The organism is Microbacterium sp. NPDC055665, assembly GCF_053618035.1.
In genome coordinates this window covers 174,192-192,536 of the sequence record NZ_JBSHGY010000001.1, presented here as the reverse complement: position 1 = coordinate 192,536, position 18,345 = coordinate 174,192, and the positions used below count along the sequence as shown (strand labels likewise).

Sequence of the window (18,345 nt, the reverse complement as noted above, 5' to 3'; positions counted from 1 at the left end):
GTGCGAGCAATGGCAGAGTGGATGCATGCGACTGGTGCCTGTGACCGAAGCCGACGATCCGCGCCTCGATGACTACCGCGGGCTCACCGACACGGCGCTGCGCACAGTCCGGGAACCGGCGGGCGGGCTGTACATCGCGGAGTCGACGAAGGTCATCGCCCGTGCGGTGGCAGCCGGGCACCGTCCGCGTTCCGTGCTGGTGCAGGAGCGCCGTGTGGACGACATCCGCGGAATCGTCGGCGAATTCGAGGTCCCGGTGTACGTCGTCCCGGATGATGTGGCCGAGGCGGTGACGGGTTTCGCCGTGCACCGCGGCACGATCGCGTCGATGCATCGGCCGGAGTTGCCGACGGTTCGACAAGTGATCGAGGGCGCCTCCGTGGTGCTGATCCTCGAGAACATCGGCGATCACACCAACGTCGGTGCCGCGTTCCGTGCGGCGGCGGGCCTCGGCGCGGATGCCGTGCTGGTGTCGCCGGGCGGCGCCGACCCGCTGTATCGGCGCAGTGTGCGCGTGAGCATGGGGACCGTCTTCCAGGTTCCGTGGACGCGCATCACCGACTGGGATGAGGCCGTCGCAGACCTCCATGCCGCGCGCTTCGACATCGCGGCGCTGGCTCTGCGCGACGACGCCGTGTCACTCGATGCCTATGTGGCCGACCGCCCCGAGCGCGTCGCACTCGTCATGGGCTCGGAGGGCGACGGGCTCTCCCGCACGGTGATGGACCGCGCCGACACGATCGTCACGATTCCGATGTCCGGCGGTGTCGACTCCCTCAACGTAGCCTCCGCCGCCGCCGTCGCGTTGTGGGCGGTGAAGGTCTGACCCGTGGTCAGTCGCGCTCCGGGAAGATGACAGGGGAGGGCTCGGGACGCTTCGCGGCCACGTTGTCGCCCGACGACTGGTGGCGCAGCCGACGCAGAACCCAGGGCATCAGGTGCTCGCGCGCCCACCCGAGGTCCTCGCTCCGCGCCTCGCGCCAGGTCCGCAGCGGGTAGGGCTCCGGTTGCATGGCCTCGAGGTCGTTCGGCACGTTCAGTGCACGGAGCACCATGCGCGCGACCTCGTGGTGGCCGAGCGCGTTGTAGTGCAGCCGGTCGTCGTCGAAGAACCGCATGTCCTGGACGACCTTCAGGGCCCACTGGTCCGCGACGATGCAGTCGTGGCGCTCGGCGATCGCGCGGATGTTCTCGTTGTAGATCGCGACCTTCCCGCGGAAGGCACGGAACACCGGCGTGAAACCCGTGTCGATGCCGGTGAACAGGAGGACGGCCGCTCCCGTCGATGACAGGCGCGCCACGGCATCCTCCAGCTGACTCGCGATGGCGTCGGGGTCGGTGCCCGGGCGGATCACATCGTTTCCGCCGGCGCAGATCGAGACGAGGTCGGGACGCAGTTCGACGGCCGGTTCGATCTGATCGGCGACGATCTGCGCGATGAGCTTGCCGCGGACGGCGAGGTTGGCGTAGGCGAAGTCGTCGACCTGGGCGGCGAGCACCTCCGCGACCCGATCGGCCCAGCCGCGGTGGCTGCCCGGGTGCGCCGGATCCGGGTCTCCGATGCCCTCCGTGAACGAGTCTCCGACGGCGACGAAACGTCGCCACGGGTGGGCGGTCTCGTTGGGGATGTACGGGGTCCGAGTCGAATCCTGGTCGGTCATCCAGCTCTCCTTCGCGAACGTCTGCGAGGCGGCGATGGCCGCAGCGCAGTGATCGAGCCTACCCGCAGGTGGGGTCCCGGGGGAGGGGCACGCGCGAGAAGCGCCGTACGTGCGACAGTGTCCGCAGCACCGATTATCGTGGAGTCGATGCTCTCTCCGTCCTTTCCCCAGCGTGCCCCTTGGGGAACCGCAAGCAAGCTGCGCGCCTGGCAACAGGAGGCGCTGGAACAGTACTTCGAAGCCGATCAGCGGGACTTCCTCGTCGCTGCGACACCCGGTGCAGGCAAGACCACCTTCGCCCTCACCCTCGCCGTGGAGCTCATGCGCATCGGCGAAGTGAACCGCATCATCGTGGTGGCGCCGACCGAGCACCTCAAGACGCAGTGGGCGGATGCTGCGGCGCGCGTGCACATCCGGCTCGACCCGCGATTCCGCAACAGCGACTGGGCGCCCGCACGTCACTATCACGGTGCCGTCGTCACCTACGCGCAGGTCGCCGCGAAGTCGTCGGTGCATCGGCATCTGACGGAAGACGCCAAGACACTCGTGGTTCTCGATGAGGTCCATCACGGTGGGGACGCGCTGAGCTGGGGCGACGCCATCCGCGACGCCTATGGCCCCGCGAAACGCCGACTGCTGCTCTCCGGAACGCCGTTCCGCAGCGACACGGCCCCGATCCCGTTCGTCGAGTACCACCCCGACGAATCCGGTGCTCGCGTCTCGCGCACCGACTACAACTACGGCTACGGTCGTGCCCTCGCCGACGGGGTCGTTCGCCCCGTGCTCTTCCACATGTACGCGGGCAAGATGCGCTGGCGCACCACCACCGGCGACGAACTCGAGACGCACCTGGGTCAGGACAACACGAAAGACGTGACGTCGCAGGCCTGGCGCACCGCGCTCGATCCCGAAGGCGAGTGGATGCCGGCCGTGTTGTCGGCCGCCGATCGCCGTCTGACCGAGATCCGCCACCACGTTCCGGATGCCGGCGGCCTCGTGCTCGCCACCGATCAGACCGTTGCACGCGCCTACGCGAAGATCCTGCACAGCATCACGGGGCAGCAGCCGACGATCGTGCTCTCCGATGACGCGACCGCCTCGGAGCGCATCGAGAAGTTCAGCGCGAACGACTCCCGGTGGATGGTCGCGGTCCGCATGGTGTCCGAGGGGGTCGACGTGCCGCGTCTCGCCGTCGGCGTCTACGCGACATCGTCGTCGACCCCGCTCTTCTTCGCACAGGCGATCGGTCGATTCGTGCGAGCCCGTCGTCGGGGCGAGGCCGCCAGCGTGTTCCTGCCCCAGGTGCCCGTGCTCATGGGCCTGGCGAACGAGATGGACAAGCAGCGCGACCATGCGCTCGACCGGCAGTCGAAGGAAGAGGACGGACTCGACGACTCCCTGCTCGAGAGCGCCAACCGCGAAGAGGAGACCTCGGATGCGCTGACGCAGGAGTTCAGCTATCAGGCACTCTCCTCGGTCGCGCACTTCGACCGCGTCGTCTTCGAGGGCCAGGAGTTCGGGCAACTGGCCGAGCCCGGAACCCCCGAAGAGGAGGAGTTCATCGGTTTTCCGGGCCTCCTCGAGCCCGAGCACGTGCACGAGCTGCTCATGCAGCGCCAGTCGCGACAGTCCCGGCTGCGAGAGGCGCGCGAAGCCTCCACCGGGCCGACCGAGACGACGACGCTTCCTCCGCCACTGCACCGCACGCTCAAGGAGCAGCGGCAGCTCCTGAACAGTCTGGTCGGCCTCTATGCCCGGCAGAAGGGCGAGCCTCATGGCGCCGTACACGCAGAACTCCGGCGCATCTGCGGGGGACCGGCTGTGGCGCAGGCGACCGTGACGCAGCTGCAGTCGCGTATCGAGGTCCTGCGTAAGCGCGTACGCTCCTGAGCGATCGTCCGCGGTCCCGCCCGTCGGCGGTGCTTCGGATCCCCGAAATGCTGTCAATCCGCGTCTGAGCGAGGTCTCGTCGAGCCGCCGCGGCTAGCGTTGAACGGTTGCCCGCGCATCGGGCACCGTACACCTGGAGGATCCATGACAGCGCCCGCTGCTGCCGACCCGACCCCCGCCGACCGCCGGCGCTGGGCTCGCTATCTCGTGGAGGAGCGCGCCGAGGGCGCGGTCTATCAGAAGCTCGCGGCACGCCGCACGGGGGAGGAGCGGGACATCCTCCTGAGGCTCGCCGATGCCGAGCGCCGCCATGAGCAGCACTGGCTCGACCTTCTGGGCACGGAGCCTGCACGGCTGCCGCGTGCCGGCGTCCGCTCCCGGCTGCTCGGGTGGATGGCGGGCCGCTTCGGGTCCATCTTCGTGCTCGCGCTCGCGCAGAGCGCCGAGGCGCGTTCGCCCTACGACTCCGAGCAGTACGCGACCCCGGCGATGCGTGCCGACGAGAAGGTGCACTACGAGGTCGTCCGCGGACTCGCGGCGCGCGGGCGGAGACGCCTCTCCGGGTCCTTCCGCGCCGCGGTCTTCGGTGCCAACGACGGTCTCGTGAGCAACCTCGCGCTGGTGCTCGGCATCGGTGCGACCGGGGTCAGTTCCGGATTCGTCCTCTTCAGCGGGATCGCAGGGCTGTTGGCCGGCGCGCTGTCGATGGGGGCCGGGGAGTTCGTGTCGGTGCGTTCGCAGCGTGAGCTGCTGGCCGCGACGGAGGCGAATGAGGACGCTCATGCCGCAGCCGGTGACCTCGACATCGACGAGAACGAACTCGCGCTCGTGTACCGGGCGCGCGGCATGGACCAGGAGGAATCGCTGTCGCGCGCGCGACGCATCGTCTCGGCAGCGCAGGCGGGCGTCAGTCGTGCGGCGACCGGCCCTGTGAACATCCAGGCCGGAGACGATCACGAGATCGTCGGAAGCGACTGGACAGCGGCGATCTCGAGCTTTCTTCTGTTCGCCTCTGGAGCGGTCATCCCGGTCCTGCCCTGGATCTTCGGCCTCCAGGGCGCCACGGCGATCATCGTCGCCCTGGTCCTGGTCGGCATCGCACTGTTGAGCACCGGGGCGATGGTCGGCGTGCTCTCGGGCGGCCCGCCTCTGCGCCGAGCTCTCCGCCAACTCGCGATCGGTTTCGGTGCCGCAGCGATCACCTACGTCCTGGGCCTGGTCTTCGGCGTCGGCGCGGTCTGAGTCTGGAGCGCACACCACGGGGCCGGCCGACGATCCGGCCCCGTGGGGTTGCCCCATGCAGCGAAGAAGGCCCCGGATCCATGGATCCGGGGCCTTCTTCTTCTTGTGCGCGGAGGGGGACTTGAACCCCCACGCCCTTACGGGCACTACGACCTCAACGTAGCGCGTCTACCATTCCGCCACCCGCGCAGGTTTTGGATGATCGTTGCCGACCGAAGAATGACATTACCACGTTCCCCGCGGCCTCTCGAACCGAGCGGTACGCCCGGGCGTGGCTCGCCGTTTCGATAGCCTTGAGCACATGACCGATCCCTCTCTTCCCGAGGTCGTGCGCATCGCGAGCGACCTCATCCGCTTCGACACATCCAACTTCGGTGGAGGGAATGCGAAGGGCGAGCGCGAGGCCGCGGAGTACGTGGGCGCCTACCTCGAGAGGCTCGGACTGGAGGTCGAGTACTACGAGCCGATCGAGCGCCGCACCAACGTGATGGCTCGTGTTCCGGGCCGTGATCGGAGCAAACCGGCACTCGTCGTGCACGGACACCTCGACGTCGTGCCGGCGATGGCGGACGACTGGAGCGTCGACCCGTTCGCCGGTGTCGTCCAGGACGGGATGCTGTGGGGGCGCGGCGCCGTGGACATGAAGAACATGAACGCGATGATCCTCACCTCCGTCGCGGAGATCCTCCGGGCGGGCGAGCAGCCGGAGCGTGACCTGATCCTGGCGTTCTTCGCCGATGAGGAGAACGGCGGTGTCGAGGGTTCGGCGCTCGTCGTGCAGAATCGCCCGGAGTGGTTCGCGGGGGCCACAGCCGCGATCAGCGAGGTCGGAGGTTACTCGATCACCGTGGATGACCGGCGCGCTTACCTCCTGCAGGTCGGCGAGAAGGCGCTGATCTGGATCCGCCTGGTGGCGAAGGGGCGTGCGGGTCACGGCAGCCGCCTGCACGACGACAATGCCGTGACGAAGCTCTCAGAGGCCGTCGCAGCGATCGGACGCACGCGCTGGCCGATCCGTCTCACGCCGACGACCACGGCACTGTTGGAGGGCCTGAGCGCGCTCAGCGGGCGCAGCGCGGACGATCCCGATGCCCTCGCCGCCGCCGCGGGGCCCGCCGAGGCCTTCCTGCGGTCCTCGTTCCGAACGACGACGAACCCCACCGCCCTCACCGCCGGCTACAAGCACAACGTGATCCCAGAGCGTGCCGAGGCGCTCATCGACGTGCGGGTCATCCCGGGCACCGAAGACGATGTCCTGGCCGAGCTCCAGCAGATCGTGGGCGATGAGATCGTCATCGAGACGGTCGTCCGCGACATCGGGATGGAAACGCCGTTCGAGGGTGAGCTCGTGGAAGCGATGGTCGCCAGCATCGGCCGTCACGACCCCGGGGTTCCCGTGATCCCGTACCTGCTGGGCGCCGGCACAGACAACAAAGCGCTGGCCTTCCTGGGCATCACCGGCTACGGGTTCGCCCCGTTGAAGCTCCCCGCCGAACTGGACTTCACAGGAATGTTCCACGGAGTAGATGAGCGCGTCCCCGTAGAATCGCTTGTCTTCGGCCAGCGCGTGCTGGCCGATCTGCTGCGCACGTACTGAGCGCCGCCCGCTCCGTGCCCTCACAACACCGAAAGCCTCTTCATGCACCTGCTCGAAGCACTGATCCTGGGCGTCGTCCAGGGACTCACCGAGTTCCTCCCCATCTCCTCCAGCGCCCACCTGCGCATCCTCGGAACGTTCCTCCCGTCGGGAGAAGACCCCGGGGCGGCGTTCACCGCGATCACGCAGATCGGCACCGAGGCGGCGGTGGTCGTCTTCTTCTGGCGTGACATCGTGCGCATCATCGGCCAGTGGTTCCGCTCGCTCGTCGGCAAAGCCCCCCGCAACGACCCCGATGCGCGGATGGGCTGGATGATCATCATCGGCAGCATCCCGATCGTGGTGCTCGGGCTGCTCTTCCAGGACCAGATCGAGACCGTGCTCCGCTCGATGTGGATCGTCGCGATCATGCTCATCGTCTTCGGCATCCTGCTCGGCGTCGCCGACTACGTGGGGGCGAAGCGCCGCAAGCTCGACGATCTGACCTATCCGCACGGCGTCGCCTTCGGTTTCGCGCAGGCGCTGGCGTTGATTCCCGGGGTCTCCCGATCCGGCGGCACGATCACGATGGGTCTGTTCCTCGGCTATGAGCGCGCCGCTGCTGCGCGCTACGCCTTCCTGCTCGCGATCCCCGCCGTGTTCGGCAGCGGCTTCTACCAGGTCTTCAAGAGCTGGGACGAGCCGTCGTTCTTCTCGTTCGGCGACACTCTCGCAGCGACCGGCATCGCGTTCGTCGTGGCGCTCGGCGTCATCGCGTTCTTCATGAACTGGATCTCGAAGCGCAGCTTCCTGCCGTTCGTCATCTACCGGATCCTGCTCGGCACGGTGCTCCTGGTCCTGCTCGGCACCGGTGTGATCGCGGCCTGACCCGGCTCAGCGTTTGCGATCTCCCGGGCCGTCGTCGCGGCGGCGGAGATACCGTTCGAACGCCTGCGCGATCGCATCGCCCGACGCCTCGGGGGAATCCCACGTGTCGCGCGTGCGCTCGAGCTGACGGATGTACTCGGCCATGTCTTCGTCTTCCGACGCGGCCGCGTCGATCGAAGCCTCCCAGGTGGCGGCCTCTGTGCGCAGCGTCTGGCGGTCCACGTCGGCGCCGGTCAGTTCCTCGAGCCGGTCGAGCAGTGCGAGAGTCACCTTCGGCGATGGCGTGGCGGACGCGACGTAGTGCGGCACGCTGGCCCACAGGCTGGCGGTGGGGATCCCTGCGTTCTCGGCGAAGTGCTCGATCACGGACAGGATGCCGACGGGCCCCTCGTAGAGCGAGCGCTCGAGGTCGTGTGCTTCCCGCACCTGCTCGTTCTGGCTGGAGGCGAAGATCGAGATCGGCCGCGTGTGCGGGACGTCCGAGAGCATCGCGCCGAGGGTGACGAGTCCCGTGATGTCATCGCGCAGAGCCACGTCGATGAACTCCGAGGCGAACGCCTGCCAGGTGCGGGCGGGTTCGGCGCCCGTGAGCAGCCAGAACTCGGGTCCTGGCCCCGGGTCGCGCGGGCGCCAGAGGCCCGCTTCCGGCCACGTCAGCTGACGGCGGCCCTCGGCATCCATCCGACTCGACGGGCGCGTGTACTGGTAGTCGAAGAAGAGTTCGGGATCGACGGAATGCACGAGGTCGTACTCCGACGTCGCCCGCAGCGCCTCGATGGCGCCGCTCGCCGCTTCACCCGCATCGTTCCAGCCGTCGAAGGCGGCGATGACGATGCGCTGACCGAGAACATCCATCGAGGGCTCCCTTCGAGATCGTGGACGATATCCCTCCAGGCTAGTCCGCGACGGCGGGATGCGGGCGGCACCCCGGCTAGCATGGGTTCAGTGAGCAGAAAGCCCAGCGCGGTCCTGTGGGACATGGATGGAACACTCGTCGACACCGAACCGTATTGGATGGCGGCCGAGACGGCACTGGTCGAATCCTTCGGCGGATCGTGGAGCCACGAGGATGCGCTGCAGCTCGTCGGAAGCGGATTGCTCGACAGCGCGGTGATCCTGCAGGGCGCCGGTGTCGCGATGGAGGCGGAGGCGATCGTCGACCACCTCACCGATGCCGTTCAGGAATCGCTCCGCAGCCAGGGCGTCCCGTTCCGGCCAGGCGCCCGCGAACTCCTCCGAAACCTCCGAGAGGTCGGCATCCCGACGGGTCTCGTCACGATGTCGCTGCGGAGGATGGCGCTGAGCGTCGTCGATCTGATCGAGTTCGACGCGTTCGACATCGTCGTCGCCGGGGATGATGTCGACAACCCGAAACCGCATCCGGAGCCGTATCTGCAGGCGGCGGCACTCCTCGACGTCGACATCGCCGACGTCATCGTCATCGAGGATTCGCCGACGGGCGTCCGCGCCGGCCTCGCGTCGGGCGCGCTGACTCTCGCCGTTCCGCACATCGTGCCGCTCGACCATCTGGGCGCCCACGAGCTGTGGCCGACCCTCGCCGGCAGGAACGCCGGTGACCTCACCGACCTCTTCGACAGCATCAACGTCGCGACGGGAGCATCCTGATGACCGATAGCCGCGTTCCGAGGCCGAGTGGTCCGTTCCGTCCTGGCGATCGCGTGCAGCTGACCGGCCCCAAGGGCCGCCTGCACACGGTGACGCTTCGCGAAGACGGAGAACTGCACACGCACCAGGGCGTGCTGCGCCACCGTGACCTGATCGGCCTTCCCGACGGCTCCGTCGTGGCCAACAGCTCCGGCCACGACTACCTGGCTCTCCGCCCGCTGCTGAGGGACTTCGCGATGTCGATGCCGCGGGGCGCGGCGATCGTGTATCCGAAGGACGCGGCGCAGATCGTGATGCAGGCCGACATCTTCCCCGGGGCGACAGTGGTCGAGGCCGGAGTCGGCTCCGGCGCGCTCTCCCTCTCCCTCCTGCGGGCCGTCGGCCCGGCGGGCAACCTGATCTCGTTCGAGCGACGCGAGGACTTCGCCGATGTGGCTCGCGGCAACGTCGAGACGTTCTTCGGCGAGCACCCCGACACCTGGCGCGTCGTCGTGGGCGACCTCGTCGAATCGCTCCCGAGCGAGGTGCAACCTGGCACCGTCGATCGTGTGGTGCTGGACATGCTCGCTCCCTGGGAGTGCATGGACGCCGTCGCCGATGCGCTCACCCCCGGCGGCGTGGTCCTCTGCTATGTGGCCACCGCGACGCAGCTCTCCCGCGTGGCGGAGTACATCCGCGGTACCGGACTCTTCACCGATCCCGATGCCTCCGAGACGATGGTCCGGGGCTGGCATGTCGAGGGCCTCGCCGTGCGCCCCGACCACCGCATGGTCGCGCACACCGGGTTCCTGCTGACGGCGCGGCGGCTCGCGCCCGGGGCCATCGCGCCTTCGGTCAAGCGGCGTGCCTCCAAGAGCAGCTACGGCGACGAGGATGTCGAGGCGTGGACCCCCGGAGCCGTCGGCGATCGCGAGATCAGCGACAAGAACCTGCGCAAGCGCGCGAGAGAAGCCGAGAAGGCCGCCGAAGGGGCGCGCCTTGCTGCGGCCTCGCGCGATTCCGGACACGCGACGGAATAGACTGGAGCGCGTGCGTAAAACGTCCGCCGTTCTGGCCTCCCTCAGCCTTGCCGTCCTCGCTCTGACCGGCTGCACCGCCGTGGCGCCCGAGAGCGACGCCGCCTGCGATCGCGGGGCCGGGTCGACCGATATCCGCGACGCGGTGACCGTCGAGGGCGACGTAGGGTCGACTCCGGATGTCAGCGTCTTCAACCCGCTGCACCTCACGAAGACGGCGTTCGCCGACGCGACGGTGGGCGATGGTCGGAAGATCCTCGACAACTCGCAGGCACTCGTGGTGGAGCTCTCGATCTTCAGCGGTGAGACCGGCAAGAAGGTCTACGCGACTTCCTACGACGAGTCCAAGGGGCAGGTCTCCACGGCCGATTACTGGGCGACGCAGTCGCCCGGACTCGAGTCGGTGTTCTCGTGCGCGACCGCGGGGTCCCGGATCATCGCGGCCCTCACCCCGGAAGACTTCGGCGCCAACAACCTCCAGGGCTTCGGTCTCGAGGCCGACGACAACGCGGTGTTCGTCATCGACGTGGTCGATGTCTTCCTCTCCCGCGCCGAGGGTTCCCTCCAGTTCAACGATGCGAAGGGTATGCCGACGGTGGTGCGCGCCCCCGATGGCACGCCCGGGGTCATCATTCCCGACAGCGCTGCACCGACGGAGCAGGTGGTGCAGACCCTCATCAAGGGTGATGGTGAAGAGGTCGAAGCGGGCCAGATCCCCCTTCTGAACGTGATGGCCGTGGGCTGGGACGACAAGAAGGTCATCAACAGCACCTGGGGCCAGGGACCGACGGGCGATCTCTCGACCTCGGCTCCGACCGTTGCGGAGGCTCTCGTCGGCAAGACCGTGGGCTCGCAGATCCTCGTCGTGACTCCCGCCGGTGACGGCGGCCCTGCCGTTGCCTACGTGGTCGACATCCTGGGCGCAGTCACGGCGCCGACGCAGTGATGGCCAGCCGGATCCCCGCGGAGGAGCGCCTGACGAATCTCGTCGTGGCGCTGATGGCCACGGAGATCGGGCTGACCAAGCAGCAGATTCTCGACAACGTCTCGGGGTATCGGCAGCGGGCGGACGCGGGCACCCGATCCGACGCGCTCGAGAAGATGTTCGAGCGCGACAAGGACGAGCTGCGCACCCTCGGCGTGCCGATCGAGACGATCGGGGATGCCGCCGATCCGAATGACCTCAGAGAAGCTCGTTACCGTATTCCGCAGGCGGAATACGACTTGCCCAGCGACATCGAGTTCTCCGCCGCCGAACTCGCGGTGTTGCGGCTCGCGGGCAGCGTGTGGAGTGCGGAGTCCGTCTCGGGCGACGCGCAGTCGGGGGTTCGGAAGATCCGTGCGCTGGGGATCGATGGCGACGAGCCGATCATCGGATTCGCTCCGCGGATCACCGCCCGCGACGCCGCTTTCGCACCTCTCCAGGACGCGATCGAGAGGAGTCGCGTCGTCACCTTCGACTACTTGAAGCCGGGCGAGGACGCACCACGGCGACGAAGGATCCGCCCGTTGGCGCTGGTCGACTACGAGGCCCGATGGCATGTGTTCGGCATCGATGTGGATGTCGAGGAGGACCGCACGTTCCTGCTCAGCCGGATCGTGGGCGCCGTCAAGGTGAGCACGACGACCTTCGACTCCGCGCTCCGAGACGGAGCGGGGGAGCGGGCCCTTGCCGGTCTGGAGCGAGTCGCTGCTGCGAACTCGGCACTGCTGGAAGTGACGCCCGGCACTGAAGCTGCGCTGCGGCTCGGACGACGTGCGACAGCTGCGCCTCAGGGGATCCATGTGCCATTCGTGGACCTGCACATCTTCGCCGACGAGCTCGCCTCCTACGGACCGGAGGTCCGGGTGGTCGAACCGGCCGCGCTGCGCGACGCGGTCATCGACCGGCTCCGGGCGGTCGTCGACGCGCACACAGATCGGGCGGAGGCATCATGAGTGCGAAGTCCAAGCCGCTGCTCGCGGCCGATCGTGTCCGTCTGTACCTCACTCTCGTGCCGTACCTGCTCGAGCACGGTCAGGTTTCCCTCGCCGAGGCTGCTGAGGAGTTCGGCGTGACGCCGCAGGAGATGCGCGGGATGGTCGAGAAGCTGACCGTGATCGGGCTCCCCGGGGAGTCCGGCTACTGGCAGCAGCCGCAGGAGATGTTCGACATCAACTGGGACCTGCTCGACCTCGAAGACGTCATCGAGATCACGAACGACGTGGCCCTGCGTCGAGTCCCCCGCTTCACCGCGCGAGAGGCGGCAGCGTTGCTCGCCGGACTGCAGATGGTCGCAGCAGTGCCGGCGGTCTCCGACTCGGGCCTCGTCGCCGGCCTCATCTCCAAGCTGTCCCGCGGCGCAGCCGATGCGCCCGCCGAGGTCGTCGTCGCCCCGAGCGCCGTCGACGAGGTCCGTGAAGCGGTCGCGCGAGGCCTGCACGATGGCGTGGCGATCGCCTTCACCTATCAGGCCCCGGATGCCGCGCCGACGACCAGAACGGTCGATCCGATGCAGATCCTCATCACGAACGGCCAGTGGTACTTGCAGGGCTGGTGCCACATGCGGCAGGCGATGCGGACGTTCCACCTCGACCGTGTCAGCGCGCCGACGCTCACCGAGATTCCGATCACCCACGGCGGCGAACACGTTCCTGAGGCGTTCGCCGGTCTCGACGATGAACGCGAAGTCACCGTGCGCGTGCCGGAGCGGCTCGCGCCCCTGTTGAGCGGCTTCGTTCCCACCGGGCAGCCCGATGTGGTCGACGGCGCGGTGACCACCACGCTTCACCTCGCCGATCCGCGTGGCGTCAAGCGGCTCGCCGGGCGATTCGGCGGCGCGATGGAAGTGCTGGAGCCGGGGATCGCCCGATCCGCGACCAAGGATTGGGCCGCGTCGGGACTCGCGCTGTATCGCCGACCCGATATATCTCAGAGATCTGTAGACTGAACCGAACGCTCATCGACGACGGGAATCCTGACATGTTCGCTGGAATGCAAGGCTGGCACCTCCTCATCGTGCTCGCCGTGATCCTCCTTCTGTTCGGTGCCGCCAAGCTGCCGGCTCTGGCGAAGAGCATGGGCCAGTCCGCCCGCGTCTTCAAGGGTGAGATGAAGGCGATGAAGGACGACGATGCGTCTCGCGCCGACTCGACCGTCGCCGAGCCGACGTCGGTCAAGGACTCGGGCGCAGACCCTGAGACTCCGCCTCGCGCCTGACCGGCCGTGGCAGCCATCGAACCGACCGTGATGCCGAAGGCGGATCGGGATCGGCGGATGTCGCTCGGCGCGCATCTCGTCGAACTGCGCAAGCGTCTGATGTACGCAGCGCTCGCTCTGGTCGTGGGCATGGTCGTGGCGTTCATCGTCGCCGACCCGGTCATCCACTTCATCACGGAGCCCATCCGCATCATCACCGAGAAGCGCGGTGATGACTTCAGTGCGCTCAACTTCGGCACGGTGACCGCCGCGTTCGACATGCGGATGCGGATCGCCTTCTCCATCGGCCTGTTCATCTCGGCGCCGGTCTGGCTGTGGCAGGTCTGGGCGTTCATCATGCCCGGCCTGACCCGCAAGGAGATCAGATACACCGTCGGTTTCGTCGTCGCCGCAGTCCCTCTGTTCTTCGCCGGTTGCTATCTGGGCGTCATGATCATGCCGCACGTGATCGAGCTGATGTGGAGCTTCACGCCGGACGGCGCGACCAACTTCTACTACGCGCAGGAGTACTACGACTTCGTCTTCAAGCTGATGATCGTCATCGGCGTCTCGTTCGTGCTGCCGGTGTTCCTCGTCGCGCTGAACCTCGCCGGCGTCATGTCGGGCAGGGCGATCCTCAAGGGGTGGCGCATCGCGATCATCATCGCGACGGTGTTCGCGGCGCTCGCGACCCCGGCCGCCGACGTGGTCAGCATGCTGATGCTCGCCGGCATCCTGATCGTCCTGTTCTTCGCCGCCGCCGGCCTCTCCCTGCTGTTCGACCGACGCAAGCGCAAGCGCGACGAGGCGACCGGGCTGTTGCCGGACCCGGCATGAGCTCGCCCTCCGATCGGTACGCGCAGGCGCAGCAGGCAGCGGAGCACCCGGAGTCCTCGGCATTCGCCGCACTGCAGAAGTTCCAGCTCGATCCGTTCCAGGTCGCGGGATGCCACGCGCTGGAGAACGGCCGCAGCGTGCTGGTGGCGGCGCCGACGGGGGCAGGGAAGACCATCGTCGGCGAGTTCGCGATCCATCTCGCGATGCGGACGCCGAACGACAAGGCGTTCTACACCACGCCGATGAAGGCGCTCTCGAACCAGAAGTTCCGCGAGCTGGTCGAGGTGTACGGAGCAGATCAGGTGGGTCTGCTCACGGGCGACACCAACATCAACGGCAATGCGCGCATCGTGGTCATGACCACCGAGGTGCTGCGGAACATGATCTACGCCGACTCCGCCGCGCTCAACGATCTGCGCTACGTGATCATGGATGAGGTCCACTACCTCGCGGACCGTTTCCGAGGTGCCGTGTGGGAAGAGGTCATCATCCACCTGCCTCAGCGGGTGCGGCTGGTCTCGCTGAGCGCCACGGTCTCCAACGCCGAGGAGTTCGGCGACTGGCTCGACACGGTGCGGGGTGACACCGACGTCATCGTCTCCGAGATCCGGCCGGTGCCGCTGGAGCAGCACGTCCTCGTCCGCGATGATCTTCTCCCTCTGTTCGACGATCGCGCGGGTATCGCGACCGCGCAGGTGAACCAGGAGTTGATGCGGATCCGTTCGTCGACCGGGTCGAACTACGACAACAACCGGCAGGCGCAGTCGTATCGCAGCGATCGTCACGCCGGGCGTCAGGCGAAGCGCCCGCCGCGCGGCGGTCGACGACCCGTCCGCGCCTCCAACGCCCGCCGGATCGAGCGGATGGATCGCCCCGAGGTCGTGCATCTCCTCGAGCGGGCGAACCTCCTCCCAGCGATCTTCTTCATCTTCAGCCGCGTGGGGTGCGACGCCGCGGTGCAGCAGGTACGGCGCTCCGGCCTTCGGCTGACCTCCCCCGAGGAGCGGGCGGAGATTCGCTCCCTCGTAGAGGACCGGACGCGCACCCTCCAGGACGAGGACCTCGACGTGCTCGGCTACTGGGAGTGGCTCGACAACCTCGAGCGCGGCGTCGCCTCGCACCACGCGGGTCTGCTGCCGGCGTTCAAGGAGGTCGTCGAAGAGCTGTACCGACGCAAGCTCATCAAGGTCGTCTTCGCGACGGAGACTCTGGCGCTCGGCATCAACATGCCCGCCCGAACGGTCGTTCTCGAGAAGATGGAGAAGTTCAACGGCGAGGCCAGGGTCGCGATCACCTCGGGGGAGTACACCCAGCTCACCGGCCGCGCCGGCAGACGGGGCATCGACGTCGAGGGTCACGCGGTCGTGCAGTGGACCGAGGGGATGGACCCGCAGGCCGTCGCCGCGCTGGCGTCTCGACGCACCTATCCACTGAATTCGAGTTTCCGGCCCACCTACAACATGGCCGTGAATCTGATCGACATGTTCGGCAAGGCCAGGGCCCGACAGATCCTCGAGTCGTCCTTCGCACAGTTCCAGGCCGATCGCTCGGTCGTCGGGCTGGCGCGCCAGGTGCGTGAGGCCGAGGAGTCGCTGGCGGGCTACCTGAGTTCGATGACCTGCGAGCACGGGGATTTCGCCGAGTACGCCGCGATTCGCCGGGAACTCAGCGATCTCGAGAAGAAGAATCGCCAGGACTCCCAGGCGCCGCGGGCGTCGCGCGACAAGCGGATGAAGCGCATCCAGACCCTGCGCACGCAGATGCAGCGCCACCCGTGCCATCGCTGCCCCGATCGGGAAGCGCACGCGCGCTGGGCGGAACGCTACTGGAAGCTCAAGCGACAGACCGACCGGATCCGGCGCCAGATCGAGACTCGTACCGGGACGGTGGCGCGCGTTTTCGACCGTGTCGTCGAGGTGCTGGAGACACTCGACTATCTGACGGAGGTGGACGGCGAGACGACACTGACGGAGGCCGGCCGTACGATGCGTCGGATCTACGGAGAACGCGATCTGCTCGTCGCCGAATCGCTGCGGCAAGGACTCTGGGCGGGTCTCGATGCCCCCTCTCTCGCAGCGATGGCGTGCTGCCTCGTGTACGAGCCGCGACGTGACGAAGCGAACTCGGGGGAGCGCGGCCTCCCGCGCGGTGCATTCCGCGTGGCATATGAGAAGACGACCACGCTCTGGGCCGAACTCGACGACCTCGAGCAGGATCATCGTCTGCCGGGAAGCGAACCGCTCGCGGCCGGACTCGCGGGTGCGATGCATGCGTGGGCTCGCGGCGGCATGCTCGACCGGGTGCTGATCGACGCGGACATGGCCGCGGGAGACTTCGTGCGCTGGGCGAAGCAGACCATCGACCTCCTCGATCAGCTGTCCATCGTGGCTGAGGATGCGGCTGTCGCCCGCACCGCCCGCAGTGCTCTCGACGGCGTGCGCCGCGGCATCGTCGCCTACTCGTCGATGTGATGATGGCGCCGACATCCGCGGAAGCCGCTGCGCCCGAGCGCGCCCCCTTGCCTCTGTGGGCAGCGGTCCTCGCCGCCGCGCTCGGGGCTCTGCTGATGAACTTCTCCTACCCGGGCGCCGCGGTCTGGGCTCTCGCGTTCCCCGCGACCGCACTCCTGCTCGTCGCCCTGATCGGCCGCCGTTTCGGGGGTGCGCTTCTGGTGGGGTCGGTCTACGGCATCCTCTTCTTCGCGCTTCTGGTCTCGTGGACGTCCCGCTACCTCGGGCCGGTTCCCTGGGCAGCGCTCAGTGTCGTCGAAGGCGGCCTCACTGCCGTGGCCCTCGTGCCGATCGCACTGGCCTACCGATGGCTGCCTCGCGCCTTTCCCGGCACTGCAGGACGCATTCTGGGGCTTCCCCTGGTCGTCGCGGCGCTGTGGGTCGGGCGGGAGCTGTTCGTCGGCTCCTGGCCGTACGGAGGGTTCCCCTGGGCGCGCATCGGGATGAGTCAGGCCGAGAGCCCTCTGGCGCCGATCTCATCGTGGTTGGGAGTGAGTGGTCTCAGCTTCGTCATGGTGCTGCTGGTGGCGATCCTGATCGAGGTGGTCCGCCTCCGGGCATGGCGTCGTCCGCTCGTCCTGCTGGTGCCGACGGGACTCGTGGTCATGATGCTCTTCACCCCGCTCTTTCTGACCGCGTCTTCGGGGTCTATGACGATCGCCGCGGTTCAGGGCAACGGACCGACCGGCTATTTCGACGAGCGCGAGCCGTTCTCCGTGATCCAGGCGCAGACGGAGGCGACTGCGCCGCTCTACGGTGAAGACGTCGATCTCGTGGTGTGGCCGGAGGGCTCGCTGGACGCTGACCCCTTCGAGAACGAGGCGATCGCCCGCAGGATGACTCTCGTGTCGAATCGGATCGATGCGCCGCTGCTCGCTAACGCGGCGACGGCGCGAAACGGTCTCTACTTCAACACCTCGATGCTGTGGACGGCCGACGGCACGGCCACCCAGATCCACGACAAGAGGCACCCCGTTCCGTTCGGCGAGTACGTGCCGGATCGGCCGTTCTTCAACGCCCTCGCGCCCGATCTGATCGGCCTGATCCAGCGGGAGTACACGCCCGGCTCGAATCCGCCGATCGTCGAGGTCGGGGGAGTGCCGGTCGGACTCGCCATCTGCTTCGACGTCATCTACGACGATGTGATCCGCGAAGGGCTGAACGACGGCGCCGAGGTGCTGGTCTTCCAGACCAACAACGCCGACTTCCGGGGAACCGACGAGAACCTCCAGCAGCTGTCCTTCGCCAGGATGCGCGCCATCGAGACAGGGCGCAGCGTCGTCAACGTGTCGACCGTCGGCACCAGCCAGGTCATCCGGGCGAACGGATCTACCGTCGCGAGCCTGGACGCAGGAGAGGCCGGAGCACTGCTCGAGGATGTCGAGCTGCGTTCCGGCCTCACGGCGGGGGTTGTCCTGGGCCCCTGGATCCAGCAGTTCCTGCTGTGGGGCGGTCTGGGCGCGCTGCTCCTCGGGTGGTGGCGCGCCCGGGGCGTTATGCCCCGATCTTCTCGCGGGTAGGGTCTTCGCCGGCGCCTCGGCGTGCGCGGATGAAGGCGAGGCGCTCTTCGAGCAACTCCTCGAGTTCCGCGCGGGTACGGCGCTCCATGAGCATGTCCCAGTGGGTGCGAGCGGCCTTCTCGTCGCTCGCTTCGAGCGTGACGGCCTGGCCGTCGACGTTCAGGCGTGCTTCGGCGCCACAGGCGCGGCACTCCCAGGTCTGGGGCGGTTCGGCGTCCGCCGCGAACATGAGGTTCGTGACGTGGCCGCAGGTGTCACAGGTGTAGGTGGTCTCACGGCGCTCCATGAAAACGACGCCCTCTTCGCTCTGTAGGCTCTGGGCGCCGAGTCGGATGCCGCGCAGGCTGCGATCTGCCATTTTGTGGTCCTCTCGTCGCTGTCAGGTATAACGCTCCAGCCTG

General features: G+C 67.8%; 17 protein-coding genes and 1 tRNA gene. 14 read left to right on the top strand and 4 right to left on the bottom strand.

Annotated elements, in window-relative coordinates:
- Positions 1 to 25 precede the first annotated feature (25 nt).
- Entirely contained in the window at positions 26 to 826 is an 801-nt protein-coding gene (locus tag ACWGO6_RS00910) for a TrmH family RNA methyltransferase (protein WP_136043895.1), read from the top strand.
- 7 nt (positions 827 to 833) lie between these two features.
- Here ACWGO6_RS00910 and ACWGO6_RS00905 read toward each other — a convergent pair whose 3' ends face one another.
- Positions 834 to 1,661: an SGNH/GDSL hydrolase family protein gene (locus ACWGO6_RS00905; protein WP_136043896.1), complete on the bottom strand. Its 828-nt coding sequence runs from the start codon at positions 1,659 to 1,661 to the stop codon at positions 834 to 836.
- A gap of 147 nt (positions 1,662 to 1,808) precedes the next feature.
- Here ACWGO6_RS00905 and ACWGO6_RS00900 point away from each other — a divergent pair, with 147 nt between their 5' ends.
- Together ACWGO6_RS00900 and ACWGO6_RS00895 are read left to right on the top strand one after the other, a co-directional pair.
- Positions 1,809 to 3,551, top strand: a complete 1,743-nt coding sequence (locus tag ACWGO6_RS00900; protein ID WP_136043897.1) for a DEAD/DEAH box helicase — start codon at positions 1,809 to 1,811, stop codon at positions 3,549 to 3,551.
- Between the two features lie 144 nt (positions 3,552 to 3,695).
- Complete coding sequence (locus ACWGO6_RS00895; RefSeq protein WP_136043898.1) at positions 3,696 to 4,793, top strand: VIT1/CCC1 transporter family protein; 1,098 nt, start codon at positions 3,696 to 3,698, stop codon at positions 4,791 to 4,793.
- A gap of 106 nt (positions 4,794 to 4,899) precedes the next feature.
- On the opposite strand, the gene ACWGO6_RS00890 is transcribed toward ACWGO6_RS00895, so the two are convergent.
- Positions 4,900 to 4,982, bottom strand: a tRNA-Leu gene (locus ACWGO6_RS00890).
- A gap of 112 nt (positions 4,983 to 5,094) precedes the next feature.
- Between ACWGO6_RS00890 and ACWGO6_RS00885 the strand changes: the two genes are divergently transcribed.
- Together ACWGO6_RS00885 and ACWGO6_RS00880 are read left to right on the top strand one after the other, a co-directional pair.
- Complete coding sequence (locus ACWGO6_RS00885; protein WP_136043899.1) at positions 5,095 to 6,390, top strand: M20/M25/M40 family metallo-hydrolase; 1,296 nt, start codon at positions 5,095 to 5,097, stop codon at positions 6,388 to 6,390.
- 42 nt (positions 6,391 to 6,432) lie between these two features.
- A complete protein-coding gene (locus ACWGO6_RS00880; protein ID WP_136043900.1) occupies positions 6,433 to 7,257 on the top strand; it encodes an undecaprenyl-diphosphate phosphatase in 825 nt (274 codons plus the stop codon).
- Positions 7,258 to 7,263: 6 nt separating this feature from the next.
- Here ACWGO6_RS00880 and ACWGO6_RS00875 read toward each other — a convergent pair whose 3' ends face one another.
- Positions 7,264 to 8,112, bottom strand: a complete 849-nt coding sequence (locus ACWGO6_RS00875; protein ID WP_452325615.1) for a PAC2 family protein — start codon at positions 8,110 to 8,112, stop codon at positions 7,264 to 7,266.
- Positions 8,113 to 8,193: 81 nt separating this feature from the next.
- Between ACWGO6_RS00875 and ACWGO6_RS00870 the strand changes: the two genes are divergently transcribed.
- From ACWGO6_RS00870 to lnt, 9 genes are read left to right on the top strand one after another with little or no spacing between them, the layout of a single operon-like run.
- A complete protein-coding gene (locus ACWGO6_RS00870) occupies positions 8,194 to 8,883 on the top strand; it encodes an HAD family hydrolase (protein ID WP_452325614.1) in 690 nt (229 codons plus the stop codon).
- Positions 8,883 to 9,902 carry a tRNA (adenine-N1)-methyltransferase gene (locus tag ACWGO6_RS00865; protein WP_452325613.1) on the top strand — a complete coding sequence of 340 codons (1,020 nt, stop codon included), beginning with the start codon at positions 8,883 to 8,885 and terminating at the stop codon, positions 9,900 to 9,902. The genes ACWGO6_RS00870 and ACWGO6_RS00865 overlap by 1 nt, the downstream gene beginning before the upstream one ends.
- 10 nt (positions 9,903 to 9,912) lie before the next feature.
- A complete protein-coding gene (locus ACWGO6_RS00860) occupies positions 9,913 to 10,845 on the top strand; it encodes a hypothetical protein (RefSeq protein WP_452325612.1) in 933 nt (310 codons plus the stop codon).
- Entirely contained in the window at positions 10,845 to 11,837 is a 993-nt protein-coding gene (locus tag ACWGO6_RS00855) for a helix-turn-helix transcriptional regulator (RefSeq protein ID WP_452325611.1), read from the top strand. The genes ACWGO6_RS00860 and ACWGO6_RS00855 overlap by 1 nt, the downstream gene beginning before the upstream one ends.
- Positions 11,834 to 12,829 (top strand): helix-turn-helix transcriptional regulator, encoded by a 996-nt coding sequence (locus ACWGO6_RS00850; RefSeq protein ID WP_452325610.1) that lies wholly within the window; start codon positions 11,834 to 11,836, stop codon positions 12,827 to 12,829. Before ACWGO6_RS00855 ends, ACWGO6_RS00850 begins: the two co-directional genes overlap by 4 nt.
- A gap of 32 nt (positions 12,830 to 12,861) precedes the next feature.
- On the top strand, positions 12,862 to 13,098 hold the full coding sequence (gene tatA / locus ACWGO6_RS00845; protein ID WP_136043906.1) for a Sec-independent protein translocase subunit TatA: 237 nt from the start codon (positions 12,862 to 12,864) through the stop codon (positions 13,096 to 13,098).
- 57 nt (positions 13,099 to 13,155) lie between these two features.
- Complete coding sequence (gene tatC / locus ACWGO6_RS00840; protein ID WP_136044047.1) at positions 13,156 to 13,914, top strand: twin-arginine translocase subunit TatC; 759 nt, start codon at positions 13,156 to 13,158, stop codon at positions 13,912 to 13,914.
- A complete protein-coding gene (locus ACWGO6_RS00835) occupies positions 13,911 to 16,385 on the top strand; it encodes a DEAD/DEAH box helicase (protein ID WP_136043907.1) in 2,475 nt (824 codons plus the stop codon). The genes tatC and ACWGO6_RS00835 overlap by 4 nt, the downstream gene beginning before the upstream one ends.
- Before the next feature lie 47 nt (positions 16,386 to 16,432).
- A complete protein-coding gene (lnt, locus tag ACWGO6_RS00830; protein ID WP_452325609.1) occupies positions 16,433 to 17,944 on the top strand; it encodes an apolipoprotein N-acyltransferase in 1,512 nt (503 codons plus the stop codon).
- Here lnt and ACWGO6_RS00825 read toward each other — a convergent pair.
- A complete protein-coding gene (locus ACWGO6_RS00825) occupies positions 17,919 to 18,302 on the bottom strand; it encodes an RNA polymerase-binding protein RbpA (RefSeq protein WP_029263398.1) in 384 nt (127 codons plus the stop codon). The genes lnt and ACWGO6_RS00825 overlap by 26 nt on opposite strands.
- Positions 18,303 to 18,345: the final 43 nt, after the last annotated feature.